18 protein-coding genes and 2 tRNA genes are annotated in these 22,394 nt (G+C 69.1%); 7 read left to right on the top strand and 13 right to left on the bottom strand.

Annotation, left to right across the window (positions count from 1 at the left end):
- The gene (locus GTZ93_RS40465; protein ID WP_120575129.1) at positions 1-1,677 is read right to left on the bottom strand and encodes a serine/threonine-protein kinase; all 1,677 of its coding nucleotides are present in this window, start codon (positions 1,675-1,677) and stop codon (positions 1-3) included.
- A 111-nt stretch (positions 1,678-1,788) separates the two neighbouring features.
- Here GTZ93_RS40465 and GTZ93_RS40460 point away from each other — a divergent pair, with 111 nt between their 5' ends.
- Positions 1,789-2,556 (top strand): FHA domain-containing protein, encoded by a 768-nt coding sequence (locus GTZ93_RS40460; protein ID WP_014395768.1) that lies wholly within the window; start codon positions 1,789-1,791, stop codon positions 2,554-2,556.
- 75 nt (positions 2,557-2,631) lie between these two features.
- Here GTZ93_RS40460 and GTZ93_RS40455 read toward each other — a convergent pair whose 3' ends face one another.
- Positions 2,632-2,994 carry a TraR/DksA family transcriptional regulator gene (locus GTZ93_RS40455; protein ID WP_120564404.1) on the bottom strand — a complete coding sequence of 121 codons (363 nt, stop codon included), beginning with the start codon at positions 2,992-2,994 and terminating at the stop codon, positions 2,632-2,634.
- A 125-nt stretch (positions 2,995-3,119) separates the two neighbouring features.
- On the opposite strand from GTZ93_RS40455, the gene GTZ93_RS40450 reads away from it, so the two are divergent.
- Entirely contained in the window at positions 3,120-4,001 is an 882-nt protein-coding gene (locus GTZ93_RS40450) for a DNA integrity scanning protein DisA nucleotide-binding domain protein (RefSeq protein WP_121779280.1), read from the top strand.
- A gap of 10 nt (positions 4,002-4,011) precedes the next feature.
- Here GTZ93_RS40450 and GTZ93_RS40445 read toward each other — a convergent pair whose 3' ends face one another.
- The 6 genes from GTZ93_RS40445 to dnaK all read right to left on the bottom strand — a co-directional run bounded on the left by GTZ93_RS40445 (position 4,012) and on the right by dnaK (position 12,929).
- Positions 4,012-4,581 carry a PspA/IM30 family protein gene (locus GTZ93_RS40445; protein WP_139922615.1) on the bottom strand — a complete coding sequence of 190 codons (570 nt, stop codon included), beginning with the start codon at positions 4,579-4,581 and terminating at the stop codon, positions 4,012-4,014.
- 17 nt (positions 4,582-4,598) lie between these two features.
- Positions 4,599-6,881, bottom strand: coding sequence for a vWA domain-containing protein (locus GTZ93_RS40440; protein ID WP_139922617.1), 2,283 nt, complete (start codon positions 6,879-6,881; stop codon positions 4,599-4,601).
- Between the two features lie 35 nt (positions 6,882-6,916).
- Entirely contained in the window at positions 6,917-9,448 is a 2,532-nt protein-coding gene (locus GTZ93_RS40435) for an AAA family ATPase (RefSeq protein WP_161663339.1), read from the bottom strand.
- A 54-nt stretch (positions 9,449-9,502) separates the two neighbouring features.
- Positions 9,503-9,910 (bottom strand): thiol-disulfide oxidoreductase DCC family protein, encoded by a 408-nt coding sequence (locus tag GTZ93_RS40430; RefSeq protein ID WP_120575124.1) that lies wholly within the window; start codon positions 9,908-9,910, stop codon positions 9,503-9,505.
- Between the two features lie 28 nt (positions 9,911-9,938).
- Complete coding sequence (locus tag GTZ93_RS40425) at positions 9,939-10,796, bottom strand: hypothetical protein (RefSeq protein ID WP_139920898.1); 858 nt, start codon at positions 10,794-10,796, stop codon at positions 9,939-9,941.
- Positions 10,797-11,015: 219 nt separating this feature from the next.
- Positions 11,016-12,929, bottom strand: coding sequence for a molecular chaperone DnaK (gene dnaK / locus GTZ93_RS40420; protein WP_120575131.1), 1,914 nt, complete (start codon positions 12,927-12,929; stop codon positions 11,016-11,018).
- Positions 12,930-13,333: 404 nt separating this feature from the next.
- On the opposite strand from dnaK, the gene GTZ93_RS40415 reads away from it, so the two are divergent.
- Positions 13,334-14,422: a diacylglycerol/lipid kinase family protein gene (locus tag GTZ93_RS40415; protein WP_121779285.1), complete on the top strand. Its 1,089-nt coding sequence runs from the start codon at positions 13,334-13,336 to the stop codon at positions 14,420-14,422.
- 63 nt (positions 14,423-14,485) lie between these two features.
- Here the strand turns inward: GTZ93_RS40415 and GTZ93_RS40410 are convergent, their stop codons facing one another.
- The 5 genes from GTZ93_RS40410 to greB form a co-directional block, all read right to left on the bottom strand.
- Positions 14,486-15,247 (bottom strand): SAM-dependent methyltransferase, encoded by a 762-nt coding sequence (locus GTZ93_RS40410; RefSeq protein WP_120575121.1) that lies wholly within the window; start codon positions 15,245-15,247, stop codon positions 14,486-14,488.
- 87 nt (positions 15,248-15,334) lie between these two features.
- Positions 15,335-15,652 carry an HP0495 family protein gene (locus tag GTZ93_RS40405; protein WP_139920900.1) on the bottom strand — a complete coding sequence of 106 codons (318 nt, stop codon included), beginning with the start codon at positions 15,650-15,652 and terminating at the stop codon, positions 15,335-15,337.
- Between the two features lie 34 nt (positions 15,653-15,686).
- Entirely contained in the window at positions 15,687-17,006 is a 1,320-nt protein-coding gene (locus tag GTZ93_RS40400) for a PhoH family protein (RefSeq protein ID WP_120575119.1), read from the bottom strand.
- A 185-nt stretch (positions 17,007-17,191) separates the two neighbouring features.
- Positions 17,192-18,187, bottom strand: coding sequence for a deacetylase (locus GTZ93_RS40395; RefSeq protein WP_120575118.1), 996 nt, complete (start codon positions 18,185-18,187; stop codon positions 17,192-17,194).
- A gap of 9 nt (positions 18,188-18,196) precedes the next feature.
- Positions 18,197-18,736, bottom strand: a complete 540-nt coding sequence (gene greB / locus GTZ93_RS40390; protein ID WP_139920902.1) for a transcription elongation factor GreB — start codon at positions 18,734-18,736, stop codon at positions 18,197-18,199.
- A 189-nt stretch (positions 18,737-18,925) separates the two neighbouring features.
- On the opposite strand from greB, the gene GTZ93_RS40385 reads away from it, so the two are divergent.
- The 4 genes from GTZ93_RS40385 (at position 18,926) to GTZ93_RS40370 (ending at position 22,075) form a co-directional block, all read left to right on the top strand.
- Positions 18,926-18,998, top strand: a tRNA-Lys gene (locus GTZ93_RS40385).
- 12 nt (positions 18,999-19,010) lie between these two features.
- Positions 19,011-19,083: transfer RNA gene (locus tag GTZ93_RS40380), tRNA-Glu, on the top strand.
- Between the two features lie 605 nt (positions 19,084-19,688).
- Positions 19,689-20,666, top strand: a complete 978-nt coding sequence (locus tag GTZ93_RS40375) for a hypothetical protein (RefSeq protein ID WP_139920903.1) — start codon at positions 19,689-19,691, stop codon at positions 20,664-20,666.
- A 314-nt stretch (positions 20,667-20,980) separates the two neighbouring features.
- Entirely contained in the window at positions 20,981-22,075 is a 1,095-nt protein-coding gene (locus tag GTZ93_RS40370; protein WP_139920905.1) for a LuxR C-terminal-related transcriptional regulator, read from the top strand.
- Positions 22,076-22,394: the final 319 nt, after the last annotated feature.

Raw genomic sequence — 22,394 nt, 5'->3', positions numbered from 1 at the left:
TCAGGGCGACGAGGGACGCGCCACCGGGCTGCCGAGCCGGACTTCGATGTACGCGCGCGCACGCGAGTCGGGCATGTCGGTCAGGTGACGCACCCACCAGCCGCGGGCCTCGTCCGTGTTGTCGCGCTGCCAGTACAGCTCACCCAGCTTGAGGGCCAGCTCCGCTTCCGGGTTGAAGTTGAAGGCCTCCTTGTAGCTGGAGGTCGCGCGGCCCAGCTCCCCGGCCATCACGTCGCGGTCCCCGTCCTGCGTCAGCTTGCGCGCCTTGTCCACGTTGCGCGCGTTGCTGGGGATCTGCCGCAGGTAGTCCGGCTGATCCGAACCGGAGGTGAGCAACCGGGGCGCGTTGGGCGGCGCCACGTACTGGTTGCCTTCGGAGCCGCTGCCCGCGCCAATGCCGAAGTAGTAGACGAAGAAGCCCACCGCCCCCAGCACCAGCACGGTGGTGAGCGCCTTGAAGAAGAGGATGATGCCGTCGCCGCCACCGGAGGCGGGCGCGGCCACGGAGGTCCGTGTGCCCTCCTGCGCGAGCGTGGACTCCTCGGAGACAGGGGTGCGCGAATGCGGCAGGCCCTGCACGGTGGCTTCCACCGTCACGTCGTTCCAGGCCGTGTTGTTGCGGGCGGCGTTGTGCGCGGCCTGGGACTTGCGCGGGATGGGGGCCAGCACGCCAGAGGCCTGGGGACGGCGTCCGCCCGTGTCGTTGGCGGCGGCCCCTCCGCGACGGCGCTCCTTGTCGACGGCGAGCAGCTCCGCCTTGAAGGCCCCGGCGTTGGCCGGCCGGTCATCCGGGTCCTTGGACAGGACGCGGAGGATCAGCCGCTCCATGCCCGGGGAGATGCGCGCGTCCGGGCGGCGGCGCGTGGGCGGGGGCGGCTCCTCGGTGAGGTGCTTGGTGGCGAAGCCCACCGCCGAGTCGGACTCGAAGGGGAGCAGGCCCGTCGTCAGCTGGTAGAGGATGACGCCCACCGCGTACAGGTCCGAGCGGTGATCCAACACCGCGCCCCGCGCCTGCTCCGGCGACATGTACTCGGGGGTGCCGCACACGAAGCCCGCGCGCGTGAGGGCCGGGCCCTCGTCCTGCGAGTCGGTGATCTTCGCGATGCCGAAGTCCAGCACCTTCACGAAGTCCGGCTCGTTGCGGCGCTGCTCCACCATGATGTTTTCGGGCTTGAGGTCCCGGTGGATGACGCCCGCGCCGTGCGCGTCCGACAGCGCGCTCAGGATCTGGAGGGCGATGCGCACCACGCGCGCCTCGCCCAGCGGCCACTCGCGGCTGAGGATCTGATGCAGGTCCTGCCCGGCCACGTACTCCATCGCGATGAAGAGCGCGCCGTCGTCAGCCTGGCCGAAGTCCAGCACGCTGATGGAGTTGGGGTGATTCAGGCGGCTGGCGGCCTTGGCCTCACGCTGGAAGCGCGCGACGGTGCGCTCGTCCGACAGCAGCGTGTGGCGCAGCACCTTCAGCACCACCACCTTGTCCAGCGCGAGCTGCCGGGCGCGGTACACCTTGCCCATGCCGCCCTCGCCGATGAGGGCTTCCACCCGGTACTTGGAGGCAATCGTCTTGCCCACGTATTCGTCGCCGCCCTCCGCCGAGCGCAGGAGCGTCGCGCCGCAGGCGGGGCAGTAACGGGAGGAATCTTCGGCGTCGGCGCCGCAGGAAGGGCAGTACACGTCAGCGTCCAGTCAGTGGGCCCGGGACTTCACCATGCCCCTCGGGTGGGGGCAAGCCGTACGCTGTCGGGCCCCCCAACGCGGCGCCGGCCTGCTAGAAGGGAAACTCGCATGGACGCCGTGGACTATTGCCCCCGCTGTGACACCGAGAATTCCCGGGATGCCACTGTCTGCCGAGCTTGCGGCTCGGCGCTGCGCTCCGGAACCATGGTGATGGCCGTGGCGCACATCTCGTCGCGCCCACAGGTGTCCATCCGCGTGGTGCGCGCGGACGGCGGCCCTGAAGCGCTCGTGCGCATGCAGCGCGACACCCTCACCTGCGGACAGCAGGCGGACATCGCGCTCAACGACGACCCGTTCATCATGCCCGTGCAGGCGCGCTTCTTCTTCTCCGGCGCCCGCCTCGCCATCGAGGACGTGGGCGGCGCCAACGGCGTCTTCGTGCGCCTGCGCAATGAGCGCGAGCTGCCCGCCGGCGGTGAGCTGCGCCTGGGCCGTCAGCGCATGGTGCTGGAGCCCATCCCCGCCGCGGCGCTGGGGCCCGGCGGCACGCAGGTGTGGGGCTCGCCGGATCCCGGCTACCGGCTGCGGCTCATCCAATTGCTGGAGGGCGGCCTGCGCGGCGCGGCCTTCCCGCTCAAGGACGGCGACAACCTGCTGGGTCGTGAGCAGGGCGACATCGCCTTCCCCACGGACGGCTTCGTGTCCGGGCGGCACGCGCTGCTGCAGGTGCGCGGGGACCGGCTGATGGTGCGCGACGTCGGCTCGTCCAACGGCACCTTCATCCGCCTGGCGGGGCCGACCTTCGTCGACAACGGCGACCACTTCCTCATCGGCCGTCAGCTGCTGCGGGTGGAAATCCAGCCCGCGGCGGCCTGAAGCAACGGCGCTTCGCTTGAGAGGCGCGGACCGCACGGGCATCGGAGCCCCGTGCGGCCCGGTGAAGCCACGGCCTCAGCCGTAGGACTTCTCCTTCTTCTCCTGCTCTTCCTTGCAGCGGATGCAGAGCGTCGTCACCGGACGCGCATCCAGACGCTTGGGGGAGATGTCCTCCTCGCAGCGCTCGCAGATGCCGAAGGTGCCGTCCTCCACGCGCTTGAGGGCGCCGTCGATCTTCTGCAGGAGGAACTTCTCGCGGTCCCTCAGACGGAAGACCATGGACTGGGTGTACTCGGAAGCGGCCTGGTCGATTTCGTCAGGCAGGTCGTCCGTGTCGAAGGACGATTCCTCCACCAGGGTCTTCTTCGCGCTTTCGAGCAGGCTCGTTTTGCTGTCCTCGAGCATCTTCTTGTAACGCTTGAGATCTTTCTGGTTCACAGCCTGCGGCTCCGTTGGACGGGTAGAGGGGGCCTGACCCCGAAAAAAAGGGCCCGAAAGCTTTATTCATGCAGTTCCCAGTGTCAAGCTGACCTGCTTTAAAACGTGGGTGCACGAGGGGCGCCTTGAGCGACAACACGAAGTTCGATCGGGAATTCTTGCGCTCGGCGCTCTCCCTGGCCGCCAAAAGCGACGTCGACCACTTCCTCTACATCTGCGACACGCCCATTTCGCCGGACGACCTCCGGGGTAAGCCCGCACGCAAGAAGCTGGTGTACGCAGTGACCTTGGAGCCGCTGGCGCAGGAACTCCTGCGCAAGAAGGCCCGCGCGCTCGTCATTCCCGCGTATGACTACTCGCGCACGGAGCGCGTGAAGGTGGCGCTCGTCTCCGCGCTGTCCCAGGGAGCGTTCAAGGAAAGCGACCTTGTGCTCTGCATGACGGGAAAGGTGGGCCGCGCTCCGGACATGCTGATGCAGATGCGCATCGGAGGATCGCTGGACGACCGGCTGGCCATCGAGGGCGTGAAGCTGGGCGAGGAGTTCAACTCGCAGGTGGTGGACGCGCTGATTCAACTGGCCCTTCAGATTGGCCAGGAGGGCTTCGAGGGCCACCCCATCGGGACCATCATCACGATTGGCGACCACACGAGCGTGCTGGAGAAGAGCCGGCAGCTCACCATCAACCCGTTCCAGGGCCTGTCGGAGTCCGAGCGCAACGTGCTCGACCCGAAGATTCGCGACGCCATCAAGAACTTCTCCGTGCTGGACGGCGCGTTCGTCATCCGCGAGGACGGCGTGGTGCTGGCCGCGGGCCGCTACCTGTCCGCCAACGACGACACGGTGAAGATTCCCCTGGGTCTGGGCGCGCGCCACGCGGCCTCCGCGGGCATCACGTCCTCCACGCACTGCATCGCGCTCACGGTGAGCCAGACCTCCGGCGCGGTGCGGCTCTTCAAGGGCGGCAACATCGTGCTGGAGCTGCACCAGACGGCGCGGCGGACCTGAGCGCCCTGCCCTACTTCACGCGCTCGGGCGCGGCGTGGGGCTGGTGCTCCTCGCGGTAGATGTCCGCCAGCGCGTGCGCCTTCTCCACCTCGTCGCGGGCCGCATCCAGCGCCATCACCCGGTCGAAGCGCTCCACCTGCTCGCGCAGCGCCTCCGTGACGACGCCGCCCGCGGCCATGCGCGCGGATGCGCTCTCCCGCTCGATGCGCAGGTCCGCCACGCGCTCGCCCAACTCGCCGGCCGCGCCGAGCAGCAGCGCCGAGTCCCGCTCCGCGCGCCGCAGCGATTCCCGCGTGGATTCCAACAGACGTTCGGTCTGCACGCGGTCGCGCTCCAGCACTCCCACGCCCTTCGCGTCCCCCCGGTCATGCGCCGTCTGACGCCGTCCGGCGATGTCGCCCAGGCGGGCCGTGTAGCGCGTCACTCCGCGGGAGAGTTCGCCCTTGAGGGCCAGCAGCGTGGCGGCGGACTTGCGCACCTCGGCCGCCTGACGCTCCAGGTCCTCGATGAGCCGGTCGAACGTGGCCAATGGGTCCACGGGCGCCGCGGGGGTCTTCTTGCGTTTGAGGAAGCCGAACATGGCGCGTGCCTTGAAGCCTACCCGAACGGGCGGCAGAGCAACCGCACCCGTTCCAACGCCTCGGCCACCGGACGCCCTCCGCCGGACAGCACGGCCAGGTAGCGCGCGGGCGTGAGTCCGTAGACGGACAGCAGGTGCTGCAGGAGCACCACGCTCTCCGTCGCGCGCCGGTCCGCGGAGGCGAGCGACGCGGCCTCGCCCACCGCCTCCAGGATGTCCGTCACCCGCGCCACCAACTCCGCCCCGGGCGTCTCCGGCACGGTGGACGCCGCGGGAGTGGACGGGAAGAGCGCGTCGAACGAGGCCTCCACGGCCACGCCCGCACCGGGCGCGCGGCCCGCCGCCACCGCCTCCAGCGCGTCCAGGTGCGGAGCCAGGGCCTCCAGGGCCTCCAGCGAGGCCGGCACGTCGCGAGGCAGGAGCGTTCGCCAGGGCGTGTCGAACTCCGTGCGTGCCCAGCGGATCTCCTCGTCGGAGAGCGGGTGGTAGAAGGCGCGGCCTCCGGCGGCGCGCTGCTCCAGCACCAGGGACTTGAGGTCCGGGTTCTCCTCGCCCAGCGAGATGAAGCTCAGCGCGATGTCCAGGGCCCCCATGGGCGCGCGCGTGCGGCGGATGAGGTCCAGGTCCACGCGGTCCTCGCCGTCGGTGATGAGCACCACCGTGGCGCGCGCGAGGTACGGGTCGCGCCCCTGCGCGGCTCGGATGGAGTCGAAGGCGGACAGGAGGGCCAGCGAGATGTCCGTCTGCCCCTCCGCGGGAGAGTCCCGGAAGAGCTTCTCAATCTGCCGGGTCGCCTCCGCGGCGGTGTCCACGCGGGCCAACTCCGTGGGCACGTCGTTGAAGAAGCTGAAGTAGAGCGGATCGAAGTTCTCTTCGCGCCGCGCCTTCACGCGCAGGTTGTTCAGCTCCGCGATGATCAACGCGTCACGGAAGCGCGCCCGCGCGCCGTGCATGGAGCCGGAGGCGTCACAGACGTAGACGCGCACGGCGGTGCGCTTCACCTTGCGCGGCTTGGGGGGCGGCGCGTCGTCCAGGTACGTGCGCACGAGCTGCCGGTGCCCCGCGAGGTCCTGGAGCAGGCGCCGTGGATCCGTGATGACGAAGTGGTGGATCTCATCCAGGCTGCCCGTCGTGTCGAACGACATCGTCTGCGTCGGATAGGGCACCTGGCGCGGGACGGCCCGCACGGAGGCGGCATCCTTCTCGACGATCTCCTCCGACAACGCGTCCTCCACGTCGAAGAAGCGCGCGCACCCCGCCGCCAGGTCGAACGTGGCCAGCTGTTCCGGCTTCAGGGAGAACGCCAGGTCCGCGAGCTGCTCGTCCGGAGCGTCTTCCGCCTCGCGTCCGGAGTCGGCCTCGGCATCCGCCTCCCCCAGCCACTGCAGCCGCGTGCCCGCCTCCGCCTCCTCCACCATCCGCGTCAGCCGGGACTCCGGGGGAAGCAGCGGCGTCAGCGCGCGCCGGGCCGCCGAGGCCAGCTCCGCGTCTCCCGCTTCGATGGCGCGCTCGTAGAGGCCCTGCAACGACCGATAGGCCTCCCGGGGATCCTCCTGGGCGGCCTTCCGCACGCCGCGCACCAGCGCCTCCAGGGAGCGCGTGGGCGGCACCTCGCGCACCCGCTCGCGCGCCTCCGCCACGTCGGTGCGCAGCGCCATGCTCCGCGCGCGATCCGCGTCCGTGGTGCCCAGGCGAAGCAGCATCTCGTGGGCCAGGTCCAGATCGCGCCGCTTCTGCACCAGGTCGATGACGTTGTCCCGAGCACGAGCGGCCAGCAACTCCGCGACGGCCAGGCGCGCATTGGCTGGGGGCCGCTCCCGGGTCGTCCCCGCCGGGCGCTCGAAGATCTCGAACGGCGCGTCCTCACCGCCCTGCGTTTCCAGCGGCCGGCTGAAGAGATCCGCCACTTTCACCGCGCGGGCCAGCCGCACGAAGCCGCGGTCCAGCGCGGTGAGGGCCCCCGAAGGCATCTCGCCGGAGCGGTGCGCCTTCTCCACCAGGCGCAGGCACTCCTCGTACTCCTCCAGGGCCTGGTTCGCGCGCGTCGCGAGCCCCTGCGCGAGCGCCCCCGCCCTGCCCCGCTGGGTGCCCAGCGCGAGCAGCAGCCGGGCATCCGCGGCGGTGTGGACGCCCACGCGATCCAACTCGCGGTCGAGCGCCACGAGCACCGGCAGGCCCATGTCCTCCGGCCCCTTCAGCTTGCGGCCGAAGGGCCAGGACCACGGGCCGCCACGGGCCGCCACGGGCTGGCGGAGCGCATCCAGGCGCTGCCGCAGGGGAGTGAGCCGACGCGCCAGCACGTCTCAGCGCCGCCTTCCGAACATGGCCCCAGCGCTCACTGCGCGGTCCGCCGCTCCAGCACCTGCCGGCTGAAGCGTCCGAAGTCCTCGTCGATGCCGCGAAGCTGGGCGGACAGCTTGCGCGCGCTCTCCCCCAATTCACCCGGGAGCGTCTCCAGCATGTTCAGCGTGGCCTTGAGCCGCACCATTTCGCCCTCCTTGAGCGCGAGCTGGGGGAAGCGGCTGCGCACCAGCCGCTCGAAGGTGCGCTCCGCGTCGGCACGGCCGTTGAGCGCCTCCGGGGCGGGCAGCGCGGACAGCAGCTGGGTCAGCCAGCTGCGCAGGTACTTGATGCGCGACTGGATGAAGGACAGCTCCGCTTCGGCCACGGCAGCGCGGACCGTGTCGGAGAGGAACGCGGACGCGGACGCGGGACGTGCCGCCATCAGCTGTCCGTCCAGGCCCACGAGCGCGGTCAGCTCGCCGTCGGGGGCCTGCGCGGACAGCTCGCCCCGGTAGTAGGTGTACGCGTCGCCATTGAGCACGGCGTTGGGTGCCGGCGGCGGGCTGGCCACCTCGCGAGACAGCACGCGAGCATGCTCCCGGAGGCGGTTCTCCATCAGGTCGCGGCACTCGGCGAGCACCGGCTCCGCCGTCACGCCCTCGCGGCGCAGGTTCTCCGCCACCGCCTGCACCGCGCGGCCGTACTGCTCGATGCGCTCAAACGGGGTCGCGCCCAGCACCTCGCGCGCGTACGCCACGCTCAGTGGCCGGAGCAGCTCCTGCTTCAACCCCGCCTGGGACGGATCCAACGCCGTCAGGGCGTTCTCCAGCTGGGTGAGCCGCCGCGAGTCCGCGGACAGAGCATCCAGCGGATCCTTGCGGCCCCGGGGCGCCTGGGCGGGGAACGCCGCCGAAACGCGGCGCCGGAGCGCGGCCACCACCCGGCGGCGCGTGTCCTTGTCCGCGTCGCGCAGCCGCTCGTGGAGGGAGGGCACCGCCTCGCTGAGCATCGCCGCCAGCGAGCCCATCACGCCCAGCTCCTCCTCCAGGTTCTCCGCGAGCCCGACCAGCCACTCCATCTTGACGCTGTCCTCGAACGCGAGCCCCTCCGCCGCGGACGCGCTCATCTCCAGCGCCTGCTCCAGGAACCGCGCGGCCGACTCGCACAGCGCGGGGTAGCCCGGCTTCAGCTCCGAAACCGACCGGCTCAGCTCCAGGACGTCGCGGATGGCGATGAGCAACGCCACACCGCCGCGCCCCTCCCCCTGCCCCACCGTCATGCCCCGAGACAGCCGCTGCTCCAGGGCAGCCACCAGCGCACGCGCCGCCACCAGCAGCAGCGCCCGGTTCTGACCGTGGCGAGGCCCGGGCACCAGCTTGCCCAACACGCCGCGCGCGGTGGTGGACACCACACCCGCCTGCCAGTTGCGGCTCAGGCCCTCCGCGGCGTTCACGTCGTCCGCGGCCGCGAGCGTCGTCGCCTCGCGCTCCACGCCACCGCCCAGCTCCTGCCGCACCTTGCCCAGCACCTCGTCGAAGGTGCGCTGCTCCAGCCGGACGATCTCCAGCTGCGCCCGCTCACGAGGGTCCACTGCCGCCTTGAGCAGCGCGTCCGCCTCCGCCGCGGGAGGACCGCCCAGGAGGAAGAACCAGCGCAGCGCGTCCAGGTCCTCCACGGTCGCTTCGAGCGGCCGGTCCGGACGGCGGTAGATCTGATCGCGCACCACCGCGGCCTTCAACGTCCAGAGCGCCTTCACCACCGAGCGCTGGGAGAAGTACTTCGTGGGCACGTAGTCCGGCAGCTTCGACACCTGCGCCACGAGCGCGCGCTCCAGCGCGTCCGTGAGCATCTCCACGCCCTCCAGCACGTGGCCGGGCACCTTCACCTGGGCCACCGCGTCCTGGAGCAGGTCCAACTGCTGGAGCGTCAGCGTGGCGCGCAGGTCCGGCCGCGTCCCGTGCACGAAGCGGTGCAGCATGGCGGCCCGGCTCTCCCGCCGGGCGAAGGCCTTGGGCACGAAGCTGATGAAGCTCAACCGGTCCGCGAACGCCAGCAGCAGCTCCGGCGAGCGCGCGAGCACCTCCGTGAGGTACCGGTTGCTCGTCATCACCACGCACTCGGTGCGGCCGGCCGTCACCTTGCGGCCGTGCTTCAGCTCCCGCTCGTACATCACGTTGAGGATGGAGCGCAGCAGCATGTCCCGGCCGTCGAAGACTTCGTCCAGGAACGCGTGCACCGCGCCCAGCATGCCCTCGTCGGTGAGGTACTCGGTGCGCCCCGTCTCCGTGAGCACCTTGAAGTCCACCGGACCGATGAGGTCCGTCTGCAGCGTCGTCTCCGCGATCTGCTTGGAGAACAGCGACGGCAGGCCGGACACCTCGTCGGTGATGCGCCCCAGGACGGCGCTGGCGACGGCGCTCTTCGCCGTCCCGGGCGGCCCCACCACCAGCACGTGCTCGCGGCAGAGCAGCGCCAGCTCAATCTGCGTGAACAGCGTTTCCCGCTCCAGGTACGTCTCTCTCAGCTCCCCGAAGAAGCGGCGAAAGGACTGGGCGGCCTGCAGGTTGGGAGGAGGCGAAGTCACTAAAGGGCCAGAGGAGGATGCGGGGAAGGCCGCATGCTACCCGCGCCCCTCCCCCTATTTGAAGTGCACCGCGCAGGCCCCGTCGGGGCAGTTGCGACCCGCGATGCGGAAGCGGTAGCGGGCCACCACCCCATACACCGCGTCCGCCAGCTGCCGCAGTCCGGGGACGTAGTACACGTAGAGCAGCCGCCCCAACGGCCGCCGGCCCAGCGCGCGGACGATGGCCTCCGCTCCCTCAAGGACGCGGCCGTCCGCCTGGATGAGCTGCATGGCCTTCTCGCAGCGCTCGAAGCTCACCCCTGGGAAAGCGTCCAGGACGCCCTCGTCGCGGAACGAGAGCAGCCGCGTACCCTGCCCGCCCACCACCTTGCGCATCTCCCGCGCGGCGCCGCTGCAGACGCGGCAGTGGCTGTCGTAGAGCACCACGTCATGTCCCGGCGGTGTCGTCTGGAGCGTCGTCATGCGTCAGCGTCCCCTTGCGCCCAGTATGTCAACGCGGCTTGAGCATCTCATGCAGTTGTCCGTGCACGCTGCGCCAGATGTCGTGTTGCCGTTCAATAGGATCCATCAGCGCCATGCCCACCGACGTCGCCGGGGAGCTGCCCTGGAAGGCCGAGTACTGTCGGATGCGCGTGCCGCCACTGCCGTCGTCGTCGAAGACGAACTGGTTGGTGCCGCGCAGCGGGTGTCCGTCCAGGGTGGTGATGTGGACGACGCGCTCCGTCTCGTTGAGCTTCACGGCGATGGGCGCCCACACCGGCGGCGGCCCCTGCTCCTCCAGGAACAGCCGGGCGCCATCCGTCAGCGCGCTCGCCGCCGGCCGCAGCGAGATGCCCGCCGCCCCGAAGAGCAGCTCCGGGTTGCTGACGAAGGCCTCGAAGGCGTCCCTCGCGGACACGCCGGGGATGGTGCTGGTGTAGTCGGTGAGCGCCGTGGGAGCGCCAGCAATCGGCGGGCTCGGGTCCAGGTGCCCCAGCTGCTTGCGCGCGTAGGCATCCATCGAGGCGCCCTTGTCCAACGTCACGCTGAAGGCGGCGGCCTGGGTCTGCTCCAGAAGCCGCGCCCCCTGCTTCAGCTGCTCCTGGATGGAGCCCGTGGGCTTCGGGGGGAACGCGCCCCCCACGCCGAAGTCGAAGCCGTTGCCCTCCCGCGCCCGGGGCGCCACCTGCGGCGCCCTCGAGGGAGTCGTGGCCTGCGCGCCGGTCCCCCGAAACACCTCCACGGAGTTGGCCGGAGCAGCCGACGTCCGTGAAGGCGCCTCCAAACGCGAGGCCAGGGGAAGCGATGCGCCCTTGGGCGCGGCGAGGTCGGGGAGGACGCCGGACAGCAGGGAGTCGATGCGGGACATGGCGGGACACCTTCGTGGTGGACAGCGAGGAACCCACCCTCCCCTTGCAGTGCCTCCGCCACACGCTCCCGCGTGAATTCGCGGGGTTGCTACCGGCCCTCATCCCGCGTCCGGCACACCCGTCCACCGCCGCGGAGAAAAGAAGAAGGCCGGCGCCCCTCGTCGGAGCACCGGCCCTTGGGACTTCAGCCCCCGCCACGGAGCGGGAGGCTCACGGCGTCAAGACTGGCGGAACTCGGCGTCCACCACGTCGTCCTTCGCGGACGGCTGGGCGCTGGAGCCCGGAGCCGCGGAGGGCTCGGCGCCCGGAGGAGGCGTGGCGCCCGGCGCGCCGCCGGTGGCCCGGTACATCTCCTCCGCTGCCTTGTAGCTGGCCTGCTGGAGCTTCTCGAGGGCCGCCTTGATGGCGTCCTTGTCCTGCCCCTCGCGGACGGAGTTCAGCTCCGCGACACCGTCCTCGACGGCCTTCGCCACCTCGGGGGTGAGCTTGTCCTTGTTCTCCTTGATCATCTTCTCCGCGGCGTAGGACTGGCTCTCCGCCTGGTTCTTCACCTCGACCAGCTCGCGGCGCGCCTTGTCCGCGGACTCGTTGCTGCGCGCGTCGTCGACCATCTTGCTCACTTCGTCCTTCGACAGGCCGGACGAGTGGCTGATGGTGACCTTCTGCTCCTTGCCGGTCGCCTTGTCCTTCGCGTTGACGTTGAGGATGCCGTTCGCGTCGATGTCGAACGTCACTTCAATCTGCGGCACGCCGCGCGGCGCCGGGGGCATGCCGGTCAGGTGGAAGCGGCCGAGGCTGCGGTTGTCGCCCGCCATCTCGCGCTCACCCTGCAGCACGTGGATCTCCACCTGCGTCTGGCCATCCGCCGCCGTGGAGAAGGTCTCCGACTTGCGCGTGGGGATGGTGGTGTTGCGCTCGATGAGCTTCGTCATCACGCCGCCCAGCGTCTCCACGCCCAGGGACAGCGGCGTCACGTCCAGCAGGAGGATGTCCTTCACCTCGCCGCCGAGCACGCCCGCCTGCACCGCGGCGCCCAGCGCCACGACCTCGTCGGGGTTCACGGAGCGGTTCGGCTCCTTGCCGAACAGCTTCTTCACCGCCTCCTGCACCATGGGGATGCGCGTGGAGCCACCCACCAGGACGATCTCGTTGAGCTCCTTGGGGTCCAGCCCCGCGTCCTTCAGGCACTTGCGACACGGCTCCAGCGAACGCTCCACCAGCGGGCCAATCATCTGCTCGAACTTGGCGCGCGTGAGCTTCACGTTCAGGTGCTTCGGACCCGACGCGTCCGCCGTGAGGAACGGCAGGTTGATCTCCGTCTGCGTCGCGCTGGACAGCTCAATCTTGGCCTTCTCCGCCGCCTCCTTCAGGCGCTGGATGACCATCTTGTCCTTGCTGACGTCGAGCCCGGTGTCCTTCTTGAACTCGCTGATCAGCCAGTTCATGATCTCCAGGTCGATGTTGTCACCGCCCAGGTGCGTGTCGCCGTTGGTCGCGAGCACGTCCACCACGTTCTCGCCCACCTCCAGGATGGACACGTCGAAGGTGCCGCCGCCGAAGTCGTAGACGGCGATCTTCTCATCCTTCTTCTTGTCCATGCCGTACGCGAGCGCCGCCGCGGTCGGCTCGTTCACGATGCGCTTCACCGTCAGACCGGCGATCTCACCGGCATCCTTGGTGGCCTGGCGCTGGGCGTCGTTGAAGTACGCCGGGACGGTGATGACCGCCTCCGTCACCTTCTCACCCAGGTAGTTCTCCGCGGCGCGCTTGAGCTTCAGCAGCACCTGCGCGCTGATCTCCGGCGCGCTGTACTGCTTGCCGGCGATGTCCACGCGCGCGTCGCCGTTGGGGCCACGGCCCACCTTGTAGGGGACGAGCTTCGCTTCCTCGGTCGTCTCCTCGAAACGGCGGCCCATGAAGCGCTTCACCGAGTAGACGGTCTGCTCCGGGTTGGTGATGGCCTGGCGCTTCGCCACCTGACCGACCAGGCGCTCCCCGTCCTTCGTGAACGCGACCACCGAAGGCGTGGTGGGGGCTCCCTCTTCGTTGACGATGACCTTGGGCTCGCGACCCTCCATGATCGCCACCACGCTGTTCGTGGTGCCCAGGTCGATTCCGATAATCTTGCCCACGGTTCCCATCCTCTGGAAATGACTGCGTTTTTCCTGCGAAATCCCGATGTAAGCCCAACGTAACCACCCCCCCCGGCGTGTCAAACGCGAGGACGGGTTTCCCGTAGGCCCGGGCACCCAGCGCAAAGGTGATGACGCCCGCTGCGTAGCGCAGTGCGCAGGCCCGGCCGACCGCGTGTCACTGGAACGCCATCCGAGCGCCACGGGTGCGTAACGCGCTCTACACTGCCGTCACCCCGCGGTAGCAACCGGGCGGGCATTTTGGACACCAGCGGACCGTTCAACCCCTCGGAATCACTTCCACCTGTCCGCCTGACACCACGCGTCAGGGGTTGGCGAGAAAAGTGCACAGTCCGAACCGCGTCAGCGCTGTCATACCGCTCCCCGCCCCTTTGGAGTCGTCCATGCTGGTTCAGCCCCTGCGTTCCACGGACTTCCGCCGCTCCCCCGCGGCGCTTCCGTCCGTCGAACCGAAGGTCGCGGTGCTGCTGAACGCCAACGCCCGCAAGGTGGACGCCCGGGTGGTCAAGCTGCTGTCGCACGTGGTGCCGGAGGAGGACCTGTTCCTGTCGCGCTCGCCGCTGGACGCGCGGCGCATCGCGCAGACGGTACTGGAGCGGGGCTACCCCACGGTCTTCACCGGCGGCGGCGACGGCACCTTCATGGGCTTCGTCAACGAGGTGCTGCAGCAGGTGGGCCCGCGCGGGAAGTTCGCCGGCCAGACCGCGCCGCGCTTCGGCATCCTCAAGCTGGGCACGGGCAACGGCATCGCGGCGTTCGTCAACGCGTCCAGCACCCGGGGCGACGGCATCCTCAACGACGTGGTGCGCGCCCGCGCGGCGGAAATCCCCAGCGTGCGCACCATGGACCTGGTCCAGGTGGACGGCCAGCGCGCGCCCTTCGCGGGACTGGGCGTGGATGGCAAGGTGCTCAACGACTACATCGCCGTGAAGGAGTCGCTGGGCAAGGGCCTGTTCAAGCGGGTCATGTCCGGCGGTGGCGGCTACTTCTCCGCGGTGGCCTTCAAGACGGTGCCGCACTACCTCACCAGCTCCGTGCTGGTGGAGTGCGAAGTCGTCAACGGCCCGTCGGAAGCCTACCGCCTGGGCGCGGAGGGCCAGACGGTGGGCGGGCCGCTGGCGCCGGGCGCGCTGCTCTTCCGGGGCAAGCTGATGATGGCCGCCGCGGGCACCATGCCCTTCTACGGCTACGGCTTCCGCATGTTCCCCCACGCGAATGACCGCCGGGGCTTCCTACAGCTGCGCCTGGGACAGGTGTCGCCCACGCAGGTGCTGGCCAACCTCCCCCGCCTCTGGAACGGCCGCTGGGCTCCGGAAGGCCTGCACGACTTCCACGCCCGCGAGGTCACCATCCGCTTCGCGCGCCCCATGCCCTTCCAGGTCGGCGGCGACGCGGCCGGCTACCGCGAGCAGGTCACGCTGTCCGTGGCGCCCGAGTCCATCGAGCTGCTCGACTTCAACGGCGTGCAGTAGTCCCGGCGGTTGAAGGGCCCGCGTCTCCGGGCCCTCCCCCACGCATCAAGACTCCGACAGACTTCAGCCGCGGTCGCGCGACGCCGGGGGCTTCTCACCCGGTTCCTTGCGACGGCCCACCGCGAACGCGTAGCTGACGCCCGGCCGCTGGTTGTGCTCGCGGTGCAGGGCCAGCTCCTCGCGGAAGGTGGCGCTCTCCGGCGAGGCGCCTTCCGGCAGGTTCGCTTCCATGTCCTTGTAGAGCGCGTCCAGCTCCGTGTCGTGCAGCGACTCCACGGACTCCGGCTCGAAGCCGGAGGTCTCCAGCGCCTGGAGCAGTTCGCGCGGAAGCAGCAGCGGCGCGCCCAGGCGCTTCTCCCAGAAGTCCAGCACGGGCTTGGGCGTGAAGCGGCCCACGCGCGCCGGGAAGGTGAAGCCCACGCGGCCGCGCTTGCCCAGCAGCGGGCGGAACACGCGCAGCGACACGTCCAGCGGGTACTGCACGCGCCCCGGCACGAGGATGCCGTGGAAGGGGCCGTCCAGCATGCCCAGCGCGTCCGGCGCCACGCGGCGCACTTCGATGCGATCCGTCAGGCCCTGGCTGCGCACGCGCTCGCGGACGGGGGACACCAGGGTCTCATCCGTGTCCACGGCCACCACGGAGCACTTGAGCTCCTGGGCCAGCAGCACGGCGGCGCCGCCCTCCGGACCACAGCCGAGCACCAGCACTCGGGAGCCCTGCTCCAACTGGGCCACCTTGGCGAAGCGGCGCGTGGCGTCGTCGGATCCGAACGCGCGCTGCGCCCCCGGCGGGTGGTACAGCGGGAATTGCTCAGCGGGACTCATTCCACCCTCATATACGCACCCCGGCCGGACTTCCAGCCGCCGGCCGCCTCCGGGCGCCCTGGGGCATCCGCCCGCGCACCGCCTGCCTCACAGGTAGTAGACGATGCGGGGATCCTGGTGCAGCACCGCGTAGATGCCCCGGCGCTGCTCCTCGGACAACAGCAGCACGGACACGCTCAGGGACACGAACTTCCCCTTGCGGCTGTGCTGCACGTGGATGGAGTCCGGGGAGACCTCCGAGCCCAGCTTCCGCCGGAAGAGCGAGCGCACGTGCTCCTCGAAGCCGGGCGTCTCCTCGACCGTCGCCTTGCCCATCACCTTGTACTCGTAGACGGAGGGGTACTCGACGAGGGGCTTCTTCTCCTCGCCGGGGGCGTCGGGCTTGTCGGTGCCGTCCTGGGTCATGACTCGTCTCTATCAGGCACGGGCCTTGGGCGCTTCACAGCAGGTTGGCCGCCAACTCGGCCAGCATGCTGCGCTCGCCCTTGGCCATGGTGATGTGGCCGGCGATCTTCTCGTTCTTGAAGCGGTTGACCACGTGCACGAGCCCGTTGTTCGTGGAGTCCACGTACGGGTTGTCGATCTGGAACGGGTCGCCGGTGAGGATGATCTTCGTGTTGTCGCCCACGCGCGTGAGGATGGTCTTCACCTCGTGCGGGGTGAGGTTCTGCGCCTCGTCCACGATGATGAACTGGTTGGGGATGCTGCGCCCGCGGATGTACGTGAGCGGTTCGATCTCCATCAGCCCCAGGTCGATGAGCTCATGGTGGCCGCGCCCGGCCTTCTTGTCCGCGCGGCTCAGGTTCATGAGGAACTCGACGTTGTCGAAGATGGGCTGCATCCAGGGGTTGAGCTTCTCCTCGACGCTGCCCGGCAGGTAGCCGATGTCCCGGCCCAGGGGGAAGATGGGACGGCTGACCAACAGCTTGTGGTACAGCCCCTCCTCCGTCACCTTCTGCAGGCCCGCGGCGATGGCGAGCAGCGTCTTGCCCGTGCCTGCCTTGCCCACGATCGTGACGAGTTTGATCTCGTCATTGAGCAGCAGGTCCAGGCAGAAGGCCTGCTCCATGTTGCGCGGCCGGATGCCCCAGGTGCCTTCCTTGCTGTTGCGCGCGAGCGGCACCAGCCGCGCCTTGGCGCCACTGAAGCGGGCCATGGCGGTGTGGGACGGGTTGAGCTCGTCCTTGAGCAGCACCAGCTGGTTGGGGAAGAGCCGGTCCTGGGCCGGCACCTCCACTTCACCGCCGGGCTTGTAGAGCTGATCCACCATCTCCGTGGGGACGAGCAGCTCCGTGAAGCCGGTGTAGAGGTCGGTGATTTCGACGCGCTCGGTGTCGAAGTCCTGGGCGGAGAGGCCCAGGGCGTCGGCGCGGATCCGCAGGTTGGTGTCCTTGGTGATGAAGACGGCCTGGGTCTCCGGCTCGGTCTCCATCATGTCCAGGGCCACCGCGAGGATGCGGTTGTCCACCAGGTTGCTGTCCGCCATGGAGGACGGCAGCGAACGGTCGGTGAAGGCCACGCGGAGCATCCCGCCGTGCGGCAGCGGGACACCCTCCTTCAAGGAGCCCTCGGCGCGGAAGGAATCCAGGTAGCGCGCCACCAGTCGCGCGTTGCGCCCCAGTTCGGAGAGATCGCGCTTGAACTGATCGATCTCCTCGATGACGTAGATGGGGATGATGACGTTGTTGTCCTTGAACCCGTAGATGCTGCGGGGGTCATGGAGGAGGACGTTCGTGTCGAGGATGAAGTTCTTTCGCATCGAGGGCTTCGCGACCTGACCTGGTTCGGGTGCGATTGCTGACGGCGAGCGACGACCGTGGAGGACCAACACCGCTGAATATAGGCACCGAACGAGGGGCCAGCAGCCGCATTCCCGTCTGAAAGCGCGAAGGTCCGTCCGAAACAGCACGGGCGTTCCGGAAACGGGGCGCTACCGCGGGCCCCTCAGGACGTCGCGGCCGAGCGCACCGGGGCCGGCGCGGGCTCGCTGGCGTCCTGGAAGAGCGACGCGGGCGCCAGCGGATCATACCCGAGCACCTCCACCACCCTTTCGGGCGGAGGGCCGGGAGGCATGCGGGCCCAGGGGAAGCGCGCCTGCAACGCCTCTTCGTCCAGCGACAGCGCCTGCTTCGCGTGGAGGCGCCAGGCCTTGTGCCAACCGCCCGTGTCGAGCCGCCGGGCCACCCGCCGCGACAGGGGGCTGATCATCGGCGTGGGCGTGAAGAGGGTCGGCTGTCCCTGCGCGTCCCGCATGCAGCCCAACTCCACCGCCCACGCCAGCATCCAGCGGGGCCAGCCGCGGCCCGCGCGGCGAAGGGCGCTGAAGTGCCCCTGCGCGACGCCGTCCGCGAAGGTGAAGCGCCGCTCGTAGACGCACGCGGCGGAGAAGGTCGCGGGCATCAGCGCCACGCCTTCCGCGCCGATGCGGCGGGCCATGAGGTGCAGGAGCTCCAGCAGGTCGCGCGACAGCGAGAGTCCAGGATGGAGCTGTCCCGGCAGCGGCGGACGGTTCCAGTCGAAGGGGCGCCCCGGGTGCTGCAGAAGGAGGCTGTCCACGTAGAGCAGCGGCGCCTCCGCGGCCGAGCGGGTGAAGCCGACCTCCGCGCCCATGGCCTGACGCAGGGACAGGTCCACGACGGCAGCGTGATAGCGGCGGCTCAGGAGCGTGATGCGCGGCTGGAACGGGTCCTGGCAGGACAGGCGCAGCTCGACGGGCCCTACCCGCTCTTCCAGGCGCTGCGCGAAGCCATAGGCCCGGAGGGCGTGCTCCAGGCCCTCGCGGCTGTAGGTGCCGAACGCCAGGCCCACGCGGTCGCCGCCGGACTCCAGGCCCAGGTCCTCCAGGGACAGGGACTCCCCCGCGGACGCGGCCAGGTCCGCGCTGTTCAGGCGCGAATAGATGCGGCGAGCATGGGTGGTGAGCTCTGGCGTCCGGGGCATGGGAGCGTCCTAGTCGTAGCGGATGTCCACCAGGGTGAGTTCAATCTCCCCCCGCGGGCGCCGCACCTCCACGGTGTCGCCTGGGGCCTTGCGCAGGAGCGCGCGTCCCATGGGTGACTCGACGCTGATGCGGCCTCCGGCGGCGTCGATCTCGTCCGAACCGACAATCTGGTACGTGCTGCGGATTCCGCCCTCGTCCTCCAGGGTGACGGTGGCGCCAAAGTAGACTTTCGAGCGGTCCGCCTGTTCCGAGGGGGTGACGATGGTGGCGGTGTCCAGGCGCTTCGAGAGGAAGCGGATGCGCCGGTCGATCTCCCGCAGGCGCTTCTTGCCGTAGATGTATTCGGCGTTTTCTGAACGGTCGCCCTGGGCGGCGGCGGCGGAGACCTCGGCGGTGACCTTGGGGCGGGCCTCGTTGAGCAGTTGGAGCAGCTCGCGGTGCATGCGCTCGGCGCCCGCGCGGGTGAGGTAGCGGCGGAACGGGGCCTGCTCCCCTGCCTCTTCGTCCTCGGCGGCGTCGTCGGGCGGTTCGGGAGCTTCCTGGGACATGCCCTGTGTATAGCGCCGGACGCTGACGGACGGCGGGTGCCCGGCGAGCGGATGTTCACCCAGGGGCGGGACGGAGCGTGTCAGGAAGGGGCGCCTGCGATCGCCAGTGGAACTCCCCGGGCGCTGCTGGTAGGAAGCGCCTCGCGGGGCCGCTGGCGGATCCGCAGCCGGTGCCAAAAAAAGAATAGCGAGTCGCTAGCTCAGCTGGTAGAGCACCGGCCTTTTAAGCCGAGGGTCGGGGGTTCGAGCCCCCCGCGACTCAAGCAGTGACGACGTCCCCGTCGTCTAGAGGCCCAGGACGCTGGCCTTTCAAGCCGGTAACACGGGTTCGAATCCCGTCGGGGACACTGAAGGACCGAGGCCGGAAGCCGCTGAGACCCAGCGGTTTCCGGCCTCGGTCTTTTCTGGCCCCGAAGCGTCTCCAGCATGTCTCCCCATTGGGGACGCATCCCACCCCTCCTCCATCATCTGGATGGCGCGGTGTTTCTCCCCTTCCTCAGCTACACCTGCCCCCTCGAGCCTGCCTCCACACCTGCCGCACGCGAACACGTCCAGCGCAAAGCTCCTGCGCAGAAGCCGGCCCCATCCAGCCGCGGCGGGTGCTCCTGGGTCGGCTCCTGCCTCGCCACTGCATCAGGCGGCTCACTTGCCTCTTCCGGCGTCGGCTCTGCCCACGCTTGAGCAAACACCAAGGATTGAGGCACACGCGGGAACGGAGCGAGCGTCGGATTGGGGTCTTGGGTTGTCATGGACCTGAACGGCTTCAATCATGTGTCTGTTTGACGTTCAATCCGCCCGCTCTCTTTCACTGCTGTTCCTTGGCACTGTCCTCCCATCCCCGAAGGCCGAGCACGGGGTGTATTATTCTGGAGGGGGCGGAGTCCTGGCCTGGATTTGACTCATGACTGCGTATGCATTCCCCCTGGGTGGACCATCACCAAGGGGGTTTCGCATGCGCAACGCATGGCTTTACCGTCTGGCGACCGTGTTCCTGGCCATCATGCTTCCGACGAGCGCGGCCTGGGCCCAGAGTGCCTGTCCACTCGTGCCCATGGGGAATGCGCCGAGCAACATCACCATCTCTCCGCCGCCCAGCGGCCTCTACAACACCATCGGTCTGCTCGACTGCGTGCCGAACCAGTTCACGGTCATCGACTATTCAGGCTCGCCCCTGGACATCACGTTCACGTTCCCCACCCCGGTCAAGCTGACGGGGTTCGCCGGCATCGTCGGGGGCGTGGCCCCCAGCAGCTCCACGCCCTGGGACAACAGCTGGGCGGTCCAATACTTCGATGCAGCGACCAGCACGTACCGATGGGTGGTCGAGGACGCTCGCTCGCCCGCGACGTTCGACTATGTCCAGGGCTTCAAGTTCGCGACGCTGGGATTCATCAACCCCATCACCGCCCAGACGTTCGTCGTGCGCGCGACCCGGAACAGCGGTGACCGCAAGGTCCACATCTCGGAACTGCGCCCGCTCTACGCCGAAGCCTCCGCCCAGCCGGGCGAGGACATCTGCGCGTTGCTGGGGACCTCCACCCGTCCGGCCTTCTGCCCCGCCAATCCGCCCACGCAGCCCCTGGGCGTGTGCAGCAACGTCACATTGCTCAAGAACAAGTGCCAGGGCGCCGCCTGCGTCAGGCTGTACTCGGCGACGTGCACGCCGGGCTCCGTGGGCGCCCCGACGGTCTACTTCGCCCAGGCCGACGTCGCGTACGGGACCAATCCCAGCGGGTCGTGGCCCCTGATGGGGGTTCATGTGACGGACAATGGTATCGCCGTCTCCGAGTCCACCACGCACTTCGTCAATCGGAGCGACGTGTACGGCAACGTCTTCGCGCCGAAGCCCGGTCCGACCGGCAACGTCGAGGCCTGCGTCTCCTGGTGGGCAAGCCCGTCCAGCCCGCGTCAGTCGCTCTGCACCCCGTAGGCAACGCATCGCTCCTGCCTCGCCGCTGCTAAAGGCGGCGCACTTGCCTCTTCCGGCTTCGGCTCTGCTCCCGCGTGTGGGAGCTCGCGGCCACTCCGAGCGACGGGTTCATGAGTATCGGTTCGGCGTTCGTCACGTATCTGGGCCAGGTCGACCTGATCGCGTTCCTGCGCCGGCTCTGAGGCACCGACTGGGGACGCCGTGTTCCGCTCCAGTCAATCCCTCTGGAGAGTGGGGGACAGGTTTTCAGTCGGTGGCTATGGATGAGAGGTCACCTCGTACAACTTGAGGGGTGGCCTACTCCAGGAGGGTGAATGGTCCGTCTACCGAATCTCACTGCCGCCGAGTACTCGCTCAGGGACGAGGCACTCCTCGCCCTCCATGACCCGCTGAGCCTTCCTGAAGCCCTCAAGGCACTCCGCCCCCACCTCCTCCAACTCGCGCAGGCAGACGCCATGGCGCTGTGCCTCATGGAGGATGGGCGTTCGCCAGGGAACGAATGGCACGTTCCGGGCCATCGCCTTCCCATCCTCGAGCGGTACGACGAGGTGATCAAACATGACTTCTTCCGGGAGCCCATCATCAAACGGCCCAACTGGGTCGTCCGCGATTCGCAGCTCATGTCCCGCAAGGAGTTCGAGGGGAGCTTCATCCGCCAACGCAGCATCGAGCTGGGGCCGCCCATGGAGCACATCATGGCCGTCCTCCTCACCATCCGCCCCGGCGTCGTCGCCGCCCTCGCGCTCTATAGACACCTGCCACGGCCGTTCTCCGCCCAGAATGCCGACGCTCTCGCGAGCATCACCCGGCACCTGACCCAAGCCATCCGCAAATGCGGTGTCACCCAGGGCCTCGCCACCTACGCCAACATCCTCGAGGAGCTCTACCGCCGCCCCAATGGCGCCATCCTCGTCGTGGAGCCACCCCACCGCGAGGTGCTGCGCTCCCCGAACGCCGCCGTCCTTTTGGAGCAATGGTTCGCCCCTTCCGACCTCCACTCGTCTGGCATTCCCATCCCCCTCAAGGAGCAGCTGGAGGCCCTGGTGCGCATGACGCCAGATGCCCGGCTCGGCAAGGACACCTGGGTCCGCATGCACGGGAATTGCTCCCGCGTGGTCCGGTTCATCGAACTGCGTGCCCCCGAGGGTCCCCGGAAATGGGCCCTCATGATGAACGAGCTCCCCAACTCCATCCCGCTCCCCGAGCAGATGAAGTGCGAGCTCACCCCCACCGAGGTCACTGTCGCCATGGGCATGCTCAGCAACTGGAACGACCAGCGAATCGCCGAGGAGCTGGGGATCTCCCGCAACACGGTGAAGAGCCACGTGAAAAGCATCTTCGCCACGCTGCGCGTCGACGGCCGCTTGGACCTTCTCTACCAGGCGGCTCGCCTCAACATGCCTGTCTGACCAAGAACCCTGAACGGCCCTCAGCATTTCGAGCGTTCCTCGCAGTCGGTTCTGGTGGTGCTTTCGACGAAGTGCTGCGTGCCCGCGTCTTGTAGCGCGCCATTGGGCGGCTGCCTCTCCCCCAGAAGGGGGATTGCCCCCAGTTGAGGATAAAGTGACTGGACACCATGGCCTGAAGGATCCCCTCATTTAGCGAGTTGATCAGCATACGCTCGCTCGGTAGCTGAGTGCGGCGGAGGTGTCAGTCGGGCAAAGAGTGCATCCACCATGAGGCGCAAGGTGGCCATTGACGCAGAGCAGGTGCGGGCGTTCCTGACGG

It is taken from the genome of Corallococcus exiguus (genome assembly GCF_009909105.1).
Lineage (GTDB): Bacteria > Myxococcota > Myxococcia > Myxococcales > Myxococcaceae > Corallococcus > Corallococcus exiguus.
The sequence above is the reverse complement of the archived record's forward strand: the minus strand, read 5'-3'. Positions and strand labels throughout refer to the sequence as shown.